This is a genomic window from Dakarella massiliensis (assembly GCF_001182045.1).
GTDB lineage: Bacteria > Pseudomonadota > Gammaproteobacteria > Burkholderiales > Burkholderiaceae_F > Mesosutterella > Mesosutterella massiliensis.
In genome coordinates this window covers 617,836-637,336 of the sequence record NZ_CVTY01000007.1, presented here as the reverse complement: position 1 = coordinate 637,336, position 19,501 = coordinate 617,836, and the positions used below count along the sequence as shown (strand labels likewise).

Annotated in this window: 16 protein-coding genes; 13 read left to right on the top strand and 3 right to left on the bottom strand. The window is 51.2% G+C overall.

The features are described from left to right. Window positions 1–130: 130 nt before the first annotated feature. From BN1936_RS09200 to BN1936_RS09155, 10 genes are all read left to right on the top strand, one after another. Window positions 131–1,462, top strand: a complete 1,332-nt coding sequence (locus tag BN1936_RS09200) for a tyrosine-type recombinase/integrase (RefSeq protein ID WP_049687224.1) — start codon at window positions 131–133, stop codon at window positions 1,460–1,462. 348 nt (window positions 1,463–1,810) lie between these two features. Further along, a complete protein-coding gene (locus BN1936_RS09195) occupies window positions 1,811–4,564 on the top strand; it encodes a DNA methyltransferase (RefSeq protein ID WP_049687223.1) in 2,754 nt (917 codons plus the stop codon). A 5-nt stretch (window positions 4,565–4,569) separates the two neighbouring features. Continuing rightward, on the top strand, window positions 4,570–6,630 hold the full coding sequence (locus tag BN1936_RS09190; RefSeq protein ID WP_086936895.1) for a DEAD/DEAH box helicase: 2,061 nt from the start codon (window positions 4,570–4,572) through the stop codon (window positions 6,628–6,630). Between the two features lie 16 nt (window positions 6,631–6,646). Further along, window positions 6,647–7,903, top strand: a complete 1,257-nt coding sequence (locus BN1936_RS09185; RefSeq protein WP_049687221.1) for a GIY-YIG nuclease family protein — start codon at window positions 6,647–6,649, stop codon at window positions 7,901–7,903. Window positions 7,904–8,081: 178 nt separating this feature from the next. Then, window positions 8,082–9,305, top strand: coding sequence for a hypothetical protein (locus BN1936_RS09180; protein WP_022444699.1), 1,224 nt, complete (start codon window positions 8,082–8,084; stop codon window positions 9,303–9,305). Then, the gene (locus tag BN1936_RS09175; protein ID WP_022444698.1) at window positions 9,262–10,101 is read left to right on the top strand and encodes a hypothetical protein; all 840 of its coding nucleotides are present in this window, start codon (window positions 9,262–9,264) and stop codon (window positions 10,099–10,101) included. The genes BN1936_RS09180 and BN1936_RS09175 overlap by 44 nt, the downstream gene beginning before the upstream one ends. A 212-nt stretch (window positions 10,102–10,313) precedes the next feature. Further along, the gene (locus BN1936_RS09170) at window positions 10,314–10,580 is read left to right on the top strand and encodes a helix-turn-helix transcriptional regulator (protein WP_022444697.1); all 267 of its coding nucleotides are present in this window, start codon (window positions 10,314–10,316) and stop codon (window positions 10,578–10,580) included. Continuing rightward, a complete protein-coding gene (locus BN1936_RS09165; protein WP_022444696.1) occupies window positions 10,573–13,077 on the top strand; it encodes a hypothetical protein in 2,505 nt (834 codons plus the stop codon). The genes BN1936_RS09170 and BN1936_RS09165 overlap by 8 nt, the downstream gene beginning before the upstream one ends. A gap of 74 nt (window positions 13,078–13,151) precedes the next feature. Then, complete coding sequence (locus tag BN1936_RS09160) at window positions 13,152–13,979, top strand: hypothetical protein (RefSeq protein WP_022444695.1); 828 nt, start codon at window positions 13,152–13,154, stop codon at window positions 13,977–13,979. A gap of 101 nt (window positions 13,980–14,080) precedes the next feature. Next, entirely contained in the window at window positions 14,081–14,623 is a 543-nt protein-coding gene (locus BN1936_RS09155; RefSeq protein ID WP_049687218.1) for a hypothetical protein, read from the top strand. A 494-nt stretch (window positions 14,624–15,117) separates the two neighbouring features. Here the strand turns inward: BN1936_RS09155 and BN1936_RS09150 are convergent, their stop codons facing one another. Then, entirely contained in the window at window positions 15,118–15,762 is a 645-nt protein-coding gene (locus tag BN1936_RS09150; protein WP_022444694.1) for a LysE family translocator, read from the bottom strand. 239 nt (window positions 15,763–16,001) lie between these two features. On the opposite strand from BN1936_RS09150, the gene BN1936_RS09140 reads away from it, so the two are divergent. Continuing rightward, the gene (locus BN1936_RS09140; protein ID WP_022444693.1) at window positions 16,002–16,379 is read left to right on the top strand and encodes a DUF488 domain-containing protein; all 378 of its coding nucleotides are present in this window, start codon (window positions 16,002–16,004) and stop codon (window positions 16,377–16,379) included. A 20-nt stretch (window positions 16,380–16,399) separates the two neighbouring features. Beyond that, window positions 16,400–17,701, top strand: a complete 1,302-nt coding sequence (locus tag BN1936_RS09135; RefSeq protein ID WP_022444692.1) for a Na+/H+ antiporter NhaC family protein — start codon at window positions 16,400–16,402, stop codon at window positions 17,699–17,701. Window positions 17,702–17,723: 22 nt separating this feature from the next. Here the strand turns inward: BN1936_RS09135 and BN1936_RS09130 are convergent, their stop codons facing one another. Continuing rightward, window positions 17,724–18,110: a hypothetical protein gene (locus tag BN1936_RS09130; RefSeq protein ID WP_022444691.1), complete on the bottom strand. Its 387-nt coding sequence runs from the start codon at window positions 18,108–18,110 to the stop codon at window positions 17,724–17,726. Between the two features lie 131 nt (window positions 18,111–18,241). Here BN1936_RS09130 and BN1936_RS09125 point away from each other — a divergent pair, with 131 nt between their 5' ends. Further along, window positions 18,242–18,949, top strand: coding sequence for an SIMPL domain-containing protein (locus BN1936_RS09125; RefSeq protein ID WP_022444690.1), 708 nt, complete (start codon window positions 18,242–18,244; stop codon window positions 18,947–18,949). 111 nt (window positions 18,950–19,060) lie between these two features. Here BN1936_RS09125 and trxA read toward each other — a convergent pair whose 3' ends face one another. Beyond that, window positions 19,061–19,387, bottom strand: a complete 327-nt coding sequence (trxA, locus tag BN1936_RS09120; protein ID WP_022444689.1) for a thioredoxin — start codon at window positions 19,385–19,387, stop codon at window positions 19,061–19,063. Window positions 19,388–19,501 lie beyond the last annotated feature (114 nt).

Below are 19,501 nucleotides of genomic sequence, written 5' to 3'. Positions count from 1 at the left end.
GCGAATTCCGCCTATAGCCGTCCAAGTCTGTCTAAAGAAATCCATGTTTTTATGATGGGTGGTATGATGGGTAAATAAGAGTTAAAAAATCACATATATTTTTACCCATCATAAAAAGGAGGTTCCTCCCATGCCAAAAATCACAAAAGAGCTGACGGCACTTGAGGTTAAGCATTTGGGGTACGGAACCTTTTCTATTGGCGGAGTGAAAGGGCTTTACATCAGAAAAACTCCCCATCAGCAGTTCTTTTTCCTCCGATACAAAGACGAAAGCGGGCGCCATGATTATGCTTTAGGTAATTACCCTGAAGTGTCTGTCGCACAGGCACGAAAGGCTGCTGCTGATGCACGTGCGTCAATTGCCAAAGGGACCAACCCAATAGATGAAAGACAATCGGAGAGGGCAGCAAGACTGGCTGCTAAGCAGGCAGCTCAGGCAGAGCTCGAACAAAAAAAGCAGACCTTTGAAAAAATAGCCAATGAGTGGGTGGAGGATCGCGTTAACCATGGCTACTGGTCAAAGAATCATCGCGGGGAAAAAGACACTCGCCAAATCCTCAGCAGACACCTTTTCCCCATTATCGGTGCCAAGAACATTGATCAAATTACTCCGGAGGATATCCGGGAATGTCTGTCTCCCATTTGGCAGTCGGCGCCGTCAACGGCCAAAAAAGCACGTACGCATGCTCGAAAGATCTTTCAATGGGCGATCGCATTTCATAAACGAAAGAATAGGGAAAACCCTGCCGATATGGCAGGAGCGCTCGGCGTATTAATGGAGCCGTTTCAGAAGAACAGAAAGCCCAAGCAAAACCATGCGGCATGTCCGGTCGAAGAGATCCCCAGACTGATGGCAACGATTCATGGATACGATTCCATGTCGGCGCGGGCCTGTGAATTTGCCATTTTGACCGCTGCTCGGTCTCAAGCCGTGCGAATGGCTCAGTGGGACGAAATTGATTTGGAACAGGGAATATGGGTTATTCCGTTGGACCATGACAAAATTAAAGTGCCCAATAGAGACCGAACTATATTTCTGTCCTCCTTTGCTTTACAGCTCCTGAAGGGGCTAGTGCGTTATGAAGATAGTCCTTATGTCTTCCCCAGCTCTCATGGGAGCGCCTTTTCTGATGCAGCTTTAACCATGTTTTTGCGAGGTCTTCACGAAAAGCGCTTACAAAAAGACCATCGGGGCTGGATAGATCCCATCAAATCTTCAAAAATGGGCAAACCTTGCGTGATCACCCTGCATGGTACGGCGCGCGCTTCATTCCGCACGTGGGCGAAAGATGATGAATTGGAGAACAATCGCCGTTTTGATCAGCAGGCCGTGGAAATGTGCTTGCTCCACGCAAAGAATGATGCCTACAACGGCGCCTACGATCGCGCTCCCTTAGCCAAAGAGCGCCGGCGGATCATGGAAGCCTGGGGGAATTTTTGCATGTCGGAGATCCATAAATAACCCGGGTGGTTCTTAAAGTTTCGAGTGAGTAAACCTGATTTTTTGTTGAACTAGCTTTTGAGCGTGTGTCGACATTTTCTTGAGACCGCGGGAAAAAAGGTAAAAAACCAGAGAAACCTCTCGGACAGCAGCCCTGGGTTGTTTTGTGTCTGGCTGTTTTGCCTTTCAATGTTTTTTCCAGGTGCTTACGAGCATCAGTAGAATTGAGAGCTATGTGAAAGCGGCTTTGGGAGAACCCAACCGTTTCGGGGCTGTTACACATTTTCAACGGGGCTGCTCATGAACAAATCGACGGAGATGGCGGCAGCTTCCCTTTCTTCCACGTGAACCGATTTGGCAGGATTAACAATGGCGGCGCTCAATCAGGCGAAGATCATCAAAGGCCTCAGAGAAATCACCTCAGGAGAGCCTGACCGCACCTTTTTCTTCAAGTTCCTGAAGCTTTACGGATTTCCCAGGGCCACTATCCAAAAGCTCGAACATAACGATCCAGACCGGAATATTGCTCTTCGCGAAGGCGACTATGGCCTAACCAAACAGATTTTTTTCCGGGAGGCGAAGGGGCAGGACCCTAACGAGGTGCTTGAAAGCCTTCTGAACGCCCCCGAGTTGGAAAGATACAAGATTCGTTTCTTTATCGTTACCGACTTTGAAAGACTCGTAGCCTATGATCGCCGGGTAGACGACAGCATCGATATCGATTTTTCGGATCTTGCAAACAATTTTGATTTCTTCCTTCCACTTACAGGTCAATACGAGAAGCCGCTCGCATATGCTGCACATCCTGCAGACATTAAAGCCTGCGAAAAAATGGGGCGACTCTACGATGCGATACGAGAGTTGAATCATTATGAGAATGACGAATTACACGGGCTGAACGTCTTTCTCGCTCGGTTGCTCTTCTGCTATTTCGCAGAGGATACGGGAATTTTCCCTAAGCCTGGGCAGATGACAGTGGCGCTTGAATCCATGACTGCGAAAGATGGAAGCGATCTTCCACAGTTCTTCGAGACGCTCTTCGCGGCCCTGGGCACGCCAGAACAGGATCGGCGCCGTCTAAACCTTCCCGCGACGATTCGAGAGTTCCCCTTTGTGAATGAAGAGTTTTTCAGCGAACGGGGCGGCATTCCGAAGTTCAATACAAACGTCAGACGGCATCTGATTGCTGGCGGCAAGCTCTCCTGGAGGGAAGTTTCACCCGTCATTTTCGGTTCCATGTTTCAGTCGGTGATGGATCCTGAACTCAGGCGTGAACTCGGGGCGCACTACACAAGCGAAAAGAACATCTTCAAAGTGATTGGCCCTTTGTTTCTTGACGGGCTTAATGCAGAGCTCGAAAACATTCTTGGCATCAAGACAAAGTCTCTGAGAAAAAAGCGGCTAAAGGAGTTTCAGGAGAAGCTCGCTTCGATCAGGATAGGAGATCCTGCCTGCGGATCCGGCAACTTCCTTGTGGTTTCCTATCGAGAACTGAAGATGCTCGAACTTAGGGCGGTCAAGGCAATCCTGGATACAGATCCAGATCGCGGTAGATCTCTTTTGACCGACTGGATGAACCAGTACTCGAAGGTTTCAATCGACCATTTTTACGGGATGGAACTGGAAGAATTCCCTGCGTACATCGCCCGCGTGTCCATGTGGCTCATGGAGCATGTCATGAAGCAGAAGTTTGGCGCATTGCTCGGAGCGGTGTCGCCATCGCTCCCGCTTGAGGCCAAAGCAAATATCGCCTGTGTCAATGCACTCACAAGCGATTGGACCACAGTCTTTCCAGCAAAGCAACTCAGTTACATTATTGGCAATCCGCCTTTTGGTGGCGCGTTGCGCATCAGCAAGTCGCAAAAAGCGGAAGTACTCGCAATTTTCCCTGATGTTAAAGATGCGGGAAAACTTGACTATGTGACCTGTTGGTACCAGAAGGCAACACAGCTTATGTCGGTCAATCCTAGGATTGAGTGCGCTTTTGTTTCAACAAACTCTATTTGCCAGGGGGAGCAGGTAGCACCCCTGTGGGGAAAACTTTTCAGCGAAGGCGTTCATATCAACTTCGCCCATCAGACTTTCCAGTGGCGGAACGAGGCCCGCGGGAATGCCGGGGTTTATTGTGTTGTTGTCGGTTTCAGCAAGAAGGAAAGGGAGAGGAAATTCCTCTATCAGTATGAAAATCCGCAGGCAGAGCCAGTGACGGTACAAGTAAACCAGATCAACGCTTATCTGTTAGATGCGAAAGAATCTGTTTTCATAAGAAAGGCTTCTTCAGCTATTTCAGCAGATAAGCCGATGTTCTTGGGAAACATGCCGAACGATGGCGGTAACCTCATCATCGAGCCTGCAGACTATGCAACATTTTGGGCTGTTGAAAAGCTCCGTCCGTATATCAAAAAGCTAATCGGATCGCGCGAACTGCTCCATAGTGAAGAACGATTTTGCCTGTGGCTTCACAGTGCGCCAGAAGAGATTCTAAAAATTCAATTAGTGGCCGAACGAATAGAGCGATGTAGGTCCGTGAGACTTGCAAGCAGAGATCCTGGTTGCCGCAAGCTTGCACAACGGCCTCATGAGTTCCGGGACCTGAACAACCCAGAAAGCTGCATTGTTGTTCCGCGCGTTTCTTCTGAACGACGGGAATATATTCCTATGGGGTTCATCGGTAGCGACACGATCCTTACGGATCTTTGCCATATGGTGCCAAACGGTACTCCCTATGACTTCGGCATTCTCGAATCCCGCATGCACATGGTATGGATGCGGACAGTATGCGGGCGGCTAGAATCGCGGTATCGCTATTCTCGCAATCTCTGCTACAACACTTTCCCTTGGCCGCAGGTCTCGGAAAAGCAGCGAGAGCAGATTGAAAATCTCGCTCGCAACATCCTCATGATCCGCGAGTCCTATCCTGGGACAACGCTTGCTGATCTCTATGATCCGGACAAAATGCCCTCCGACCTGAGAAAAGCTCATTACGAGCTTGATGTCGCGGTTGAACGCCTTTACCGTAGGAAACCGTTCCAGAGCGATGAAGAGCGTCTATCGCATCTCTTCAGGCGCTACGAAAAGCTGGTTTCCCACGAAGACGACTCTTCCCTCTTTAATGAGGAATGAACAAGATGACAGATATTCTTACCGTTCGTTATGCCCAGACCGGCAAAAGCACGGCTCCAAATAACATGGGCATGCGTGAGATGCAAGCCCGTGCTTATGAAAAGAGGGATGCGCAGTATCTTCTTATCAAAGCCCCGCCTGCTTCTGGTAAGTCCCGTGCTCTCATGTTCATCGCGCTCGATAAGTTGTTCAAGCAGGGATTGAAAAAAGTCATTATTGCCGTGCCCGAGATGTCGATTGGCGGTTCCTTTAAGGATACAGACCTTACCTCTCATGGTTTCTTTGCCGATTGGAAGGTCGATCCTCGCTACAACCTCTGCACTCCAGGAAACGAGGGTAAGGTAGACCGCGTGATCGAATTCCTCGAAGATCCGTCGGCGCGAGCCCTCATCTGCACTCATGCAACCTTTCGGTTTGCTTATGACCGAGCCGGAAGTGCTCGGAAGTTTAACCAGACGTTGGTCGCAATCGACGAATTTCACCATGCCTCGGCAGAGGAAGGCAACATTTTGGGCGGCATTGTGAGTGATCTGATGGCGCGCTCCACCGCCCATATCGTCGCGATGACAGGCTCTTATTTCCGGGGTGACGCCGTACCGATTCTGACGCCGGAGGATGAAGCAAAGTTCACTCAGGTCACCTATACCTACTACGAACAGCTGAACGGCTACAAATATCTGAAGTCTCTGGGCATCGGTTACCACTTTTATCAGGGACGCTATTTTGACGCGCTCAAAGAAGTCCTGGATGTTACGAAAAAGACCATCATTCACATCCCAAACGTCAACTCGATGGAGTCTACGGGCCAGAAGCTGGATGAAGTAGATCGCATCATGGATGTCATCGGCGATGTGCAGGGACAGGATCCTGAAACTGGCATTTATCGCGTGAAAACCCGCAGTGGAAAGATTCTCTTTGTAGCCGACCTAGTAACCGATACGCCGATCCGTCAAAACGTTCTGACCTATCTCCGGAACATCAAGAACGCGAGCCAGATGGACATCATCATCGCGCTTGGCATGGCAAAAGAAGGCTTCGACTGGCCCTGGTGCGAACACGTACTCACAATTGGCTATCGCTCATCGCTTACCGAGATCATCCAGATTATCGGTCGCGCTACCCGTGATTGTGAGGGCAAGACTCACGCGCAGTTTACAAACCTCATCGCACAGCCCGATGCAGAGGATGAGGACGTTCGAAACTCGGTCAACAACATGCTGAAGGCGATCACGGTATCGCTATTGATGGAGCAGATTCTTGCTCCCAATATTACCTTCAAGCCTCGTTCCCTCATCGGGTCGGGGGAAGCTCTCCCGCCAGGCACCGTGATTATCGATGATTCGGAGGCGCCTGTGAGCGCCAGGGTCGCTCAGATTCTTGCCAACGGTGGCACTCAAGACGTCATCACTGCAGCCTTGCAGAACACCAGGGCTATTGCTCCGATGATCACAGGAGAAAGCACGCCAGAGCTCTTCACGGAGGAAACGCTCCCTAAGATAGTGACTCAGCTTTATCCTGACATCACCCCGGATGAAGCCAAGACCATTGCGAAGGCAGCGCAGACCGCCATGGCGATCCACAGCAACGGCGGCCTCGTTCCCGAGGACGAGCTTCCTCCAGGCGTAGAAATAGCTGACGATTCAGGCTCCATGGTCTCGGACTCTCTAGATTCAGGCTCTGCCGGAGGGGATGAGAATCAAGAAGGCCGTGATCCGCAGCGCCGTGTATCCGAGTTTCTCAAGGTGGGTGAAAAATTCATCAACATCGAAAAACTCAATATCGATCTCATTTCGAAGATCAATCCCTTCCAGGGAGCCTATGAGATCCTCTCCAAGTCGGTCGACGCCCCGATGTTGAAGACTATTCAGGATATCGTGGTCTCAAACCGTTCAGGTGTCACAGAAGAAGAAGCGGTTCTCCTCTGGCCTAATATTCAAGAGTTTGTGCAGGAACATGGCGGCAAGAAGCCCTCGCTTTCTTCCGAGGACGCCTATGAGAGACGGCTCGCTGAGGTACTTGCCTTCATCGCGAAGAAGCGCGCCGAGAAGCTGGCCCAGCAGGCCTGAAAGAGAGGGAAAAGTAATGCCTGACTTCAAATCCCCGCTTTCCTTTGATGACATTATTTCAGGAAATTGTGATCCTCAGGGGATTCTGAATGACCTGAAGCCCGAGATGAAGAAAAAGTCTGCGCCAGCCGATTCGCTTGCCCGCAGACAGTTCGAGGAAATCAACGCTTTTCGGGAGCGGACGGGCCGCCCCCCTTTCTACGGTGCGACAGATATCAATGAAATGCAGCTTGGAGCGCGCCTGAAAACCTTTCAGGGAAATGCAAAGCTTGCAGCAGAAGTTTCTGACCTCGATTGCTATGGCCTTCTTGCAAGTACCAGCGTCCACACCAAAGAACACGCCAAAGAAGACAGTCTTCCAGTTTCTGCCACGGTATCCAGTTTTGATGATGTATTGAACGCCGCCGGAGCGCTTTTGGGGGATTCGGATCCCTCTATTTTTCAGATCGAGCATGTGACCGAGCAGCGGGCAGACGCAAGACACTGGCCGGACGAAATTGCGAACCGGAAGCCTTGCAAAGACTTCTATAACTTTGAAAAACTCTTCCGGGATATGCAGCGTGACATCATCAACAGGAAGGCTCAGACGGCCTGTTTCAAAAGCAGTTCCCAGATTGTGCCTGGCGATTTCTTCATCCTGAGCGGCCTTCTTTGTTTTGTGGACAGCGTCCTGAAAGAGGGGCAGGACCGAGCAGGGCAGGACAATCCTCGCTATCGCGTCATCTTTGAAAATGGAGTTGAAACCAACATCCTGAAGCTCTCGCTTGCGAGAGCGCTTTATCAAGACAGCAACGGGCGCCGCATTATTCCCGATCCTTCAACCGTGGAAAATAATTTCTTAGGCCTTTCTCGCAAAGATCGGGCGACAGGCTGCATCTATATCCTCGCTAGCGAAACCAAGGCTCCGGCTCTTGCAGACCTTAAGAATCAGGGGCGGCTCGTAAAAATCGGGTATTCGACCCAAAGCGTCAACGAAAGAATTAAGAACGCGGAAAACGACCCTACCTATCTTGAGGCGCCGGTCAGAGTTCTAGCCTCCCTTGACTGCTATAACCTCAATCCCCAGAAGGTGGAATACCTGATCCATGCTTTTCTGGCTAAGCAGCGAGTCAACATCACGATCATCAGCTCTAAAGGCGTTCCATACAAACCGGTTGAATGGTTTGCGGTGGATCGCGACACAGCGGTCGCAGTTGCCGAACACATCGTAAAGGGTGACATCCTGAACTACCGTATGGACAATACAACAGGAAGAATAAAGCGAGTGGCATGAGCCGGGAGGGATTGGCAGGACCCGTAGGATCAAAAAACGAGACTCGGATAAAACATTTACCTTCTTGAGGAAAGTCAGTTCTCTGCGGTTCGGGTAAGCTATTTTCTATAGTTGGGTCTGTTTTGATGTCGGATAGTCAATTTCTCGTCAAGATCCCGTTTTCATTCTCGGGGGCCCCATGAGCCAAACGCTTTCCATTCAAACCTTTCTTCGGAAATACCCCGCAGACCTTGTGGCCCGGTATTTCGGCTCTGTCTACGGTTGCAAAAGTTCAGCCCTTGCAAAGAGATCAAGCTCGCGACAGGGTAAGATCGTCGCCTGGCAGGGACTGCAGCCGGAGGTCCGAGATAAGGTAGAAAGCGAGCTCGGCGAAGTGATCGCGATGTCTGATGAAACTGGCCTTCACGCGATTCAGACTCTGCTCAGCTTCGACACTCTGGCACCAATAGAAAAAAACGGGGATGAATGCAAAAAAGAAGCCGAAACCATTGAAACTAGGGTATTCAGGACTTTTATCGAGCGCAAAAGTATTTGGCCACAGGCTGTCGATTTAGCATTTGCAGACCGTATTTCGAGCCGTTTTTGGAAAAAACGCAACAATGTCCCAGCGGATGGTCTGGATACATCTCGCGAAGCGTGTGAGGCACTCAAGGAAAGAATTGGCGCCTTTCTGGCAAAGACGGATAGCCGCGGGAAAAGTTGTGATGTCGAAAAAATCGAGCGCGACGATCGCATCTATTTCTTCGCGTCGTTTGAAGACTTTGCTCGTAGCAGCGAAGAATGGCAACGTGGAAAGCTCACATCCAGGCCCGTTAAACGCGCCAAGAAGCTGGTTTTTCTATACGACTCGATTGAGGAATCTCTGTCGATATACTGCAAGGGATTCTCAAAGCTTTACGAAGACCTGGAGGCCATTTTCGCAGAATCATGCCTGGGGATTAGCAAGCTTTCCTGTTCAAAAACAGACCTGAGTGTATATGATCTGACTCCGTTGCTTTCATCAGATTTTTCGTTCACTTGGCCTCCCACCAGTCGGATCGTCTCGGCGGATATCGCCAAGTTGCGCCTTACTCATATCGCGAAAAACCGCAGGATTATCTTCGAGGCGCCTCCTAAAGGCGGTTCGCAGGATATTCAGGAGATGCTCTCCGAATTCAAGAAACGTCAGTCTCTTGACCCCTACAAGGTATCTCAGGCCGAAATCAAAGTCAGGTACAAGACCGAAAACGGTTCCACCAGATCAAAGCGAGTGGCTGTGACATGTCCTTGTTGGTGCAACCTGGCTTCGGCTGAGATTGATAGCATGATTCAACAAATGTTTATCATGTCAGGCATCGAGCCGCATAAGAGGGTGGGTGATGGCACGCCCAAAGAAGAGAGAACCAGCGCCACTTCCTTCTGATGATCCACTGCGTCAGCTCCTGGCTTCTGTTTCTCCTGAAAGGCGAACTCTTACCTTTAGCGAACAGCAGAGAGAAGAGGGCGGCTGGTCCGATAGCAGGTGGAAGGCGTTGCTTGACGCAGATCTGGTAAAACCGGCGCCTCCGTCGAAAACAGCAAACTGCGATAGGTGTGAGCAACAATGCATCAACCTTGACGTCATCCAGCCCTACGGCAGGAAAGACGCGACCTTCATCGTCTGCCCGGCACACCACGGAGACATCATTGCTATAAATCCATCCCTGCAGACATCGTTTCAGTTCTCTGTCGACCGGGTAATCCAGTTCTTAACTGACGCATTTGATTGCCGTCCACTTTTTGACAAACAGCCTCAGACTACTGGCTTTCTTCTCGGAGTTGTCTTGTCCGGGAATCATCGGGTTTTGCTTTTCCTCGAACACGAGCAGCAAACCGGATGGGTTCTGAGAGCAGAAGATTCTCACCACCCGACTTTACTGGCCGATGTGCTCGCTTTTGATGGGGTTGATTACACCCTCGATCCTCTTGAGAAAGCCATCCTGCTCTGGGCCGACAAGAGCACTGAGCCCCCCATCGCCCGCGCGCACCGCATCTGGGCCGAGGTCGATCAGGCAATAAAAATGCATCCTGTAGGGGGCGCTTATCAATTCGTCGCTCAAAAAAATGGTATTTCTGTAGACCAGACCAAGAAAATAGTATCCCGTCTAAAGCGACAACCCGCTGCCTTTAAAGAGCACCAGATATTTCTTCGTTGGATGGCCGAGAAGAAACAGATCTGACGTTCCATCTCCTGAATTTTGCCCCCTGTTTCACCCAGTCTCCGATTTGGGCGCCCCTCCCCCTTGCGCATCTTCAAACTCTCGAGTGCCATAAAACGATAAATAATCATATAACATGCTGATTTTGTTAAGTCATCGCGTGGTCTGCAAACAACCTGTGGCACCAGGTTTAATGCGTTCCATGAAAAACAGATCTCTAAGGAGATTCAAATATGACCCACGATGTCTTTTACCGGAAACCAGCCGCGCAGCAGGAAACCGGGATTCTCGCCAATTCAACCTGGTATGCCTACATTGCCAACGGTCTGCTTCCTCCGCCTGTCAAGATCGGAGTCCGCAGTTCTGCCTGGCTTGTCTCCGAAATAGAGGCCGTCAAGCGCGCCCGCATCCAAGGGCTGACAAACGATGAGATTCGGGTGCTTGTAAAAGAGCTAGTGGCAGCCCGATCAAATGTTACGGGAGATACCTGCCATGACTGACATTGACAAGCACGGCGCTACGGACTTCGTGCTCTCTTCCGAGCATCTTTCTCAAAAACCGTTGGAGGTTTCAAATGCAGACTTCATTAAAATCGCGTTTCAAGGCTTGGCTTATCAAGCAGGTGAAGGAAATAGCCCTTGTCCTCTTGGTGTACGGTTCCATGGTGATCCTTGCCATGGCAATTGGACAGCTGTTCGGCTTGTGAATGAGAGTATCCCGTCTGCTGCTGACGAGAACAACTATTACACGCTTTCAGTCTTTCGGCCGGATAAGGCTGGCAAATATTCGCGTAAGAAAGAACTCTTCAGCGCGCAGTATGTCATTGGGCTTGACGATGTGACTCCCAAAGTTATTGCCCGCCAGGATAATAAGGCGCAGATCCCTTTTGATCGGATCACACTTGCCCCTTCTTATGTTCTCGAGACTTCGGAGAATAATTTTCAAGTTGGCTTTTTTTTAAAACAGCCAATCACAGACCCCAGAAAGGCCGATGAGCTTTCTAAAGCCATTATTGCTGCAGGGCTTTCTGATCCTGGCGCCGGCGGCCCCACGGCCCGTCTCATGAGGCTTCCCGTCGGTTGCAATGGAAAGAAACACCCGCCTTTCCAATGTCGGCTCAGAGTTTGGGAACCCGGTTGCTGTTATACGCCCGAAGAAATTTTTGCAGGACTTGGCCTTAAGTTAACGCCAGAGCATCTACAGACTACAGCTATTCCCATTATTCAGCCCAGCCAGGTCAGCGGCGGCAGCTCCGTCTTCACTCCGTCTCCAGAGTTCAATATCGTCCTCGAAACTCTGAAGTCCAAGGGTATGGTGAAGAAAAGAACCTCTTCAGGCAAATACGAGATCACCTGTCCTTGGAGGTCCGAGCACACAGATATGGCTGATACAGGCGCCGAATACTGGGAGCCTGACGAACATCATCCGGTCGGTGGCTTCAAATGTCTGCACGGTCACTGCGCTGGGCGAAACATCAAAGACTTGCTTGAATTCCTCGGTGTAAATCCAGAGGATGCATATATGTTCCCTCGGATCACGATTAGACCGGGAGAAGCGAAACGAATCGTTATTGCAGTAAACACGGTGCTGGCTCAAACCGGCTATTTCTTTCAAAGAAGCGGACGAATTGTCCGAGTGGTGCGCTGCGGCTTAGAAGGGAGGCTTGCGGTAGAAGAGGTTAATGCTTCTTGTTTACTGGTTGACCTAAGCTCCCTGACGCGCTGGCAGCATTATGACGGGCGAAGCAAGCAGATGTCGGTTTGTGACCCTCCTACCAAATATCTGCAGGCCATTTTGGAAGGCGGTAACCACACCCCGTTGCCCGAACTCATAGGAATTACCCGTCAGCCTTCAGTTAAGGAGGATGGTGCTATTAGAACGGAGTCGGGTTACGACCCCGAAACGAAACTTTACGGTGACTTTAAGGCCAGTGACTTCACGGTGCCAGAGGCTCCAACCAAAGAAGACGCAGAAAGAGCCCTCAATGGAATTGAGGCATTGTTGAAGGAATTTCCGTTTGAAGAAGAATGCGACCGCAGCGCAGCGGTCGCAGCAATACTGACGGCGGTCATACGTGCCCAATTGAGGGTGGCCCCCATGTTTCATGTGCGGGCTCATCTGCCGGGATCTGGGAAGTCTTACCTGACCTACCTCATTGCGATATTCGCTACGGGAGATGATGTTGGCGCATCAAACTTCCCGACTAACGATGAAGAATGTCAGAAACTTTTAATTTCACTGTTGCTTCCGGCTCCTCCGGTCATCATGTTTGACAATCTAACCACAGATATCTTTCCGCACAAAAGTCTTTGCATGGTCCTGACAGAACCTGTAGTCAGTGGGCGAATTCTAGGGGCAAGCCGCGTAACTGAACTCAGCACCCGCACCCTGATTCTATCAAGCGGCAATAACGTAGGACCAATCCGTGATATGACAAGGCGTGTGGTGCCCATCTACCTTAACCCGACCGAAGAGCTACCGGTGACGAGGCAGTATAAACGGCCGGAATTGCTTGAAGAAGTCAAGAAACAAAGGGGAAAGTATGTTTCGTGCGCATTGACGATCATTGCTGCATGGATTCGTGCAGGCTCGCCCAAAACCCCTTCGCTGAGAACCTTGAATTCCTACTCTCAGTGGTCAGACCTTTGCCGGTACCCCTTGCTCTGGCTGGGGCGCCCAGACCCCGCGCAGCGTGTTTTTGAAGTGATGACGGAGGATCCGGAACGTGAGCAAGTCGGAGCAGTTTTTGATGCCATTCATGGGTATTTTGAAAAACGTCCATTCACTGTCCGGGACCTTGCTCAATGGGTGGAGGCCCATGCCGTCAATTCTGAAGTATTCGGAATCTTCGAGGAGGCCGGTTTGGTCTGCGGTTATGCACTTGACCGGAAAAGGTCGGGTTGGTGGCTCAAGCACCATGAAGGTTGGAACGTCAACGATAAGAAGCTCATTCGCATAAAAAAATCCGGGAAGCTTCCAACCTATCAGCTTGTTTAATGGTGGTGGAATTCGGTTTGGAGACGTCCAAAGCGAATAGATTTTTCCTCAAAAATCAATTAGGACAATTCACTATGACTGACAATGATGAAAATAAGCGGTATGAAATGACACGTTTCAATTCAGTCAAGCACGGTCTGCGTTCATCTGTAACGGTTCTTCCCCATGAATCAAAAGAGGCCTTTGAAGAACTTCGGGATAAGTTCATAGCCGAATATTTGCCTCAAGGTCCGACTGAGAATGTGCTGGTTGAAGAACTCGCCTCTATCGTTTGGAGAAAGCGCCGCGTACTGACTGCCGAAGCGGCAAGCCTTAACGACGGATTGGAGCGCACAATTAATTTTCCCAAGAGGTTAATCAATACCTCATGGCCATTCCATCTTCACATTAATGATTCTGGGGATGATGGTGGAGAAATAGAGCGGGAATTGCGGTCACTTCTGGCCCTAGACGAAGATGGCTTGCGAGAGCACAAAAAGCATTTGGCAGAAATGAGGGAGTCGCTGAAGGCTGCGGGGGAGCGGCTGGCTCAGGGAGGGAAAGGAGCGGCCCGGCAGGCGTTCGGCTTGCTGGCTGAGGATCTTCAGGATCTTTGGTACGCCACCTCGCGTTGCTCGAATACCAAAGAGGACATTGAAAACTTCATCCTGAACGAAGTTTCTCAGAAAGTAGATAACGCAGAAGAAATCACGAACTGCGTTACCGAGATACGGCAGCAGGCAGCAGGAAGTTCATTTCACGGCTTTCCTTTTGAGCAAATCGCACGATATGAAGCCCACTTAGATAGAAAATTTGAACGAACACTTTCCATGTTGCTCAAGTTGAAGGAAATTCGAGGGAATCAGGATGATTCAAGCAATAAACGATTTTTAAATGAAAATCAAACTGTTATCAAAGGCTGACGGTTTGCATTCACAATGGATTTGAGAAAATGGGAGGCTTTGGAAGTGGGAGGCGCCCTGAGCGCACACGGTACGCAGTAGAAGATATGCGCTCTATCCCGATGAGTTGGATCAAGGTGAATAAGGCTGCATTGTTAAAGGCACCACGGGTCATCAATTGGAAGGTTGGTGATTCTTCATACGGCAGTGCATTGATCGGGCTGGAGGGCAACAGCGTACGCGTAACCTTTCAGGTTCGAGAGGCAAAGGATCGACCGTGGCAGCATCTAGCGGTTTCGGTCGAAACGATTGAGCAACCTTGCCATCTCGGTGGGGTACGCCGATGGTTTGTGTGCCCGAGATGCGGACAGCGAGTAGGAACGCTGTACATTGGTTCAGACGTGGGCTGCCGGCACTGCATGCGGCTTACTTACTGGAGTGCCCAAGCCGACAAAATGGAAAGGCTTCGATTGAAAAAGAAAAAAATCCTATCTCGGATGGAGGGAGGGCATTTGGCCGCGCCGCAGCGGATGCAACAGAAAACTTACTTACGACACCTACAACAGTACCAGAAGGTAGAAGAGCAGATTAACGAACTGTTTCTCCTGGAAATACAGAAAATTTTGCAGACTCGGGTTCCGCTCGGAAAAAACGGATGGTTGTAACTGTACCGTCTGTCGGTGAGATAAGAGACAGAACGAGAGGATTGACCACCCCGAGGCGGGTAAAAATAAAAAACTCAGCCGAACCTAGACCGCGTCTTTAACGATTTTTTTGCGCGTGCAAAATTTTTTGGACCGCAAGATAAAATAAGAGATGGGAGAAAAAGGGGGTTTTAGAGGTTTTTACCCTTTTCCTGAGCGACCGTAGAAAAATGTCAGCAAGGGAAAATGAGGAAAGTTGCACTTGAATCCTCGGCGCCCAGCAAGAATTTTATGATGGGTAAGATGATGGGTAAATTTTTTTAACCCGTCTGTAAGCCCTGATAATAGGGGATTCTTTGCTCCCGCCACCCCAAGTTCCAGAATCCCAGCCGATACCGGCTGGGATTTTTTCTTAGGCGCAGTGACAGAGAATTTCATCGGAGAGGCCGATTCGAGAAATCGAAGACTGTCTGGTTCAGTACCCCGGCTTGCGTCTGAGGGGCATGGTCCGAAAATTACGCTCCCGTCTGATGAGACACGATCTGATAAAGCGCTGAGAGCGCGAGAAGAACAAAGATAACGGCGGATCCCTTGTTCAGCACACGCTGCCACATGGGTTTCTTCAGCCGAAGAGACAAAGCCCCGGCAAAAAACGCGATCAAGGTGAAGACAAGCAGCGTCGCTGCGATGAATGTGATTCCCATGATGAGCATCTGTACCCAAACCGGCGCGGTGCCGGCCCCCTCGAACAGAAACTGAGGAAAGAACGCCAGAAAAAAGATCTGCACTTTGGGGTTCGTGATGTTCATCAGTGTTCCGCGCCGCCAGGCGGCCTGCGGGGCAAGGGATGAAACCCGGGCAGAGGGTTCAGCCACGATCGGAGCGTGCCAGGCTCCCCAGGCGAGATAAAGAAGATAGAGTGCCCCGAGCACGCAGATAGCTCCGAAGAGCCATGTGCTCGCCGCGACCACAGCCGCAAGACCCAGCGTGGCGCAGAGTGTCTGGAACACCAGCCCCGTGCAGAGCCCCAGAATCACGAAGAAACCGGATCTGAAGCCGTTTGTCGCGGACTGCAGGAGAACAAAAATGTTATCCGGTCCGGGGACAAACGCGAGAAAGATGCTGGCTGAAAGAAAGCCAAGCCATCCAGAAAATTCCATTGACAGCTCCTGATGCGGGGAAAGAGAAAAAAGACGAAGAGTGACGGGGAATGGAACCGCGTCATCTGCCTGATGAGAGATTGTAATTTTTATGCCATAGCCCTGCCGATGACGATACGCAGGGAACCCGATATTCAGGATGCCGTTTCCCAAAAACAAAAAGAGGGATCCATAGACGCTTCCAAACCGCCTAAGATAGGGCATTACGTCTGAGTAATGTCTTTGGAGACTGAGTCACTATGGAATTTGCTCTCAAAAGAATTTATGAACCTGCGTCGCCGGAAGATGGTTACCGTGTCCTGGTTGACCGTCTGTGGCCGCGAGGCGTGAAGAAGGCGGATGCTGATATCAGCTGCTGGGCCAAAGAAATCACGCCATCCCCGGATCTCCGGAAGTGGTTTCACGAAGATAAGGAAGGGCGTTTTGAGACGTTTTCCGAGCGCTACGCGAAGGAGCTTGAATCGTCTCCCGAGGTCGGTGAATTCATTCGTTCCATTCCGGAAGGCACCGATCGGGTAACGCTCCTCTACGCGGCAAAGGCCGGAGCGCCGAGCCATGTCGGAACGCTGAAGGCCGCGCTTGAAAAGGCGGCCGCTGCCACTCTTCCGAAAAAGTAATCCCTGAGATTGGAGACGCGATGCCTCAGGCCGTAGTGCTTCTGTTATTCGGCGCGCTTCTCGTTTTCTGCGTCGCGTCCGGACTTTCCATTCTTTACGCGCTCGCGGGAGGATATTTCCTCTTCGCGGGTTTCGCGGTCTTCCGGGGGTATGGCCTCAGGGAAGTCTGGGAGATGTCGCTTGAGGGCGTCCGCACGGTGAGCGGCATCCTCATCACGTTTCTCTTTATCGGCATGCTGACCGCGAGCTGGCGGGCGGCGGGCACGATTCCGGATATCGTGATTTTTGTTTCCGATCTCATCCGCCCGGAATATTTCCTCGTTCTCATTTTCTTTGCGAATACGCTGCTCTCGGTTCTCACGGGAACGTCGTTCGGCACCGTCGCGACCATGGGCGTGATTTCTATGACGATCGGGGCGTCGCTTGGCGTTCCGCCGCTTTTCACAGCGGGTGCTGTGATGTCAGGAATCTTTGTCGGTGACCGGTGGTCTCCGATGTCAACCAGCGCCATGCTGGTTTCAGCGATCACGCATACGGACCTGAGACGCAACCTGAAGAGAATGCTGGTGACCGGTGCGCCGGCCTTTTTTCTGGCGTCTCTCCTTTACCTTCTGATGGGGTTTCTTTATCCCGGGAGCGGCCAGGTTCCGGAAATCCGGGGGATTTTTGCTTCAGTCTTTGTCTCCTCCTGGATCACGGTGATCCCTGCTCTGATTGTGGTGGGGCTCGTACTCTTTCGCGTCAACGTCAGACTCACCATGGGGATCAGCGTCGCGGCGGCCTCACTCATCTGTTTCTTTATTCAGCATATGGGGATATCTGACATTCTCAGCATGCTTGTGCTGGGCTACCAGTCAGAAAATGCCACCGTTGCCCATCTGATGAATGGGGGCGGCATGGTGTCCTTCGCAAAAGGGATCGCGATTGTCTGTATTTCAGCGACGTACGCCGGGATTTTCATTCGTACCCGGCTGCTTCAGGGGATCCGGGGGATGATCGAAAGAGTCGCGGCCCGGGTATCAATTGTCAGCGCGGTGACGCTGGCCGCGATTCTTGCCTGCGGAGTCTCCTGCAATCAGTCGTTCGCCGCCATGCTGACTCATGACCTCTGCACTGGCGTGAGACCGGATCAGGAGAAGCTCGCGCTGGATATTGAGGACAGCGCGATTGTGATCGCGCCTCTGATTCCCTGGTCAATCGCGGGCGCTATCCCGCTCTCAGTTCTCGGCGCGGCTCCCGCGTCGCTCGTTTTCGCGTTTTTCCTTTATTTGCTCCCCGCAAGCCGCCTTGTACTGGATCGGGAAAAGCTCGTGGGAGCATAGAACCGAATGCGGGGTAATGCTCTCAGGCGTTTTCAATCTGGGTCTGCTCAAGCGCCCGGTCAAGCGACTCACGGATCGCTCCGGCTTCTTCTTCTGAAAAGAGACCTTCTGCGGGGCTTGAAACATAGGTATTCATGAAGTCGTTCCAGTCGACATTTTCAAAGTAGTCAGAGGCCCAGCTGAAAATATCGAAGGCATCCGGCACTTCAGACTCGTGGAAGAGCAGAACCAGCGCCTCAGCCACAACGCCCTGATCCTCTCCCGCGTCAATCATTTCGTAGCCGCGCTTAAGAGCGATCATCGCGAATCCTCTCAGCACCTCATCGGTCTCGAGGTAATGGGAGAAATCATTCGGATCGATACCGCCTTCGTCTACTTCAACGTCATCCCATTCCTGATCTAATTGCATATTATGCCTTTTCTGTAACACTTTATAAAAAAGCCGGTCTTTTCAATTCCGGGAAGCTCCCTAATAATAGTGGGAAAGAAAAGCTTTTTGAGGCTTTTCCTTCTGATCTCTCGGATTGAAGGAGTTGCGTGATGGAAAAAAATTCCGGATGGACCACTGGCGGGCTGATTGGTGCCGGCGTAGCGGTTGGTCTGATCTTTCTTGGCTGCATGTTTTATACCGGCGTGTCCCAGTATCTGGGGCAGACTCGGGTTGTCACGGTAAAGGGGCTTGCTGAGCGGGAAGTCCCGGCGGATCAGGTGATCTGGCCGATTACCTTCAAGGAAACCGGCGACAACCTCCTCACCACGCATACGAAGGTTGAGGCGGACAGCCAGAAAGTGGTGGCGTTCTTGAAGAAGAGCGGGCTAGAGGATTCCGAGTTCAGCTTTGGGGCTCCGGAAATTCAGGACCGGAACGCGGAGGGTATGGATATGCGCGGTCCGCGCTATACGCTCACCGGTTCCATTACGGTAAATTCCACGAAAGTGGATCAGGTTCGCCGTTTGATGGCGGCTCAGAAGGAGCTGATTGGCGAAGGCGTTCCGGTGACCACGGATAAGTGGAATACGGTGTTCCTCTATACCAAACTGAACACGGTGAAGCCCGCGATGGTTGAGGAAGCGACGAAGAACGCGCGTGAGGTGGCGCAGAAGTTCGCGGCGGACTCGGGTTCCCATATCGGAAAGATCAAGTCCGCGAACCAGGGACAGTTTTCCATTACGGATGCCAATCAGAGCACGCCGTATGAGAAGAAGGTCCGTGTCGTGACGACCGTGACTTACTTCCTGAAGGACTGATCACCTGATCGGTGCACCAGTAAAGAAAAAGCACCGAGGCGAAGTCTGCTTCGCCTCAGTGCCTGAAGAAGAGGGATCGTCAGCCGGCGGTCCCTTCTTTTTTCTCTCGAATCAGGCGGCCTTCGTCAGCTCGTCGATACGGTAGGTCAGCTCGGTGCCGGGAACAGCGCCGACCACGTGATCCGCCACTTCGCCATCCTTCATGAAGACAAAGCACGGAATCGAACGGATGCCGAACTGCGCCGCGATTTCGTGCTCTTCGTCGACATTGATCTTGCCAACCTTCACCTTGCCGTCGTAGTCCTTGGCAATCTGGTCAACAACCGGACCCATCGTGCGGCAGGGGCCGCACCAGTCGGCGTAGAAGTCGATCAGCACGAGCTTATCGCTCTTCAGCACTTCGGTTTCGAAATTGTCTTTCGTGAACTTGTATTCCATGGTGTTACTCCATCAATCTGTATGTCGGTTTTCAGGCTTGAGGTTTTCTTTAGGTATCGGGGATTTCTGCAGTTGTAGAAGCAACCTGATGCCCCATTCCTCAATCACGTTGAA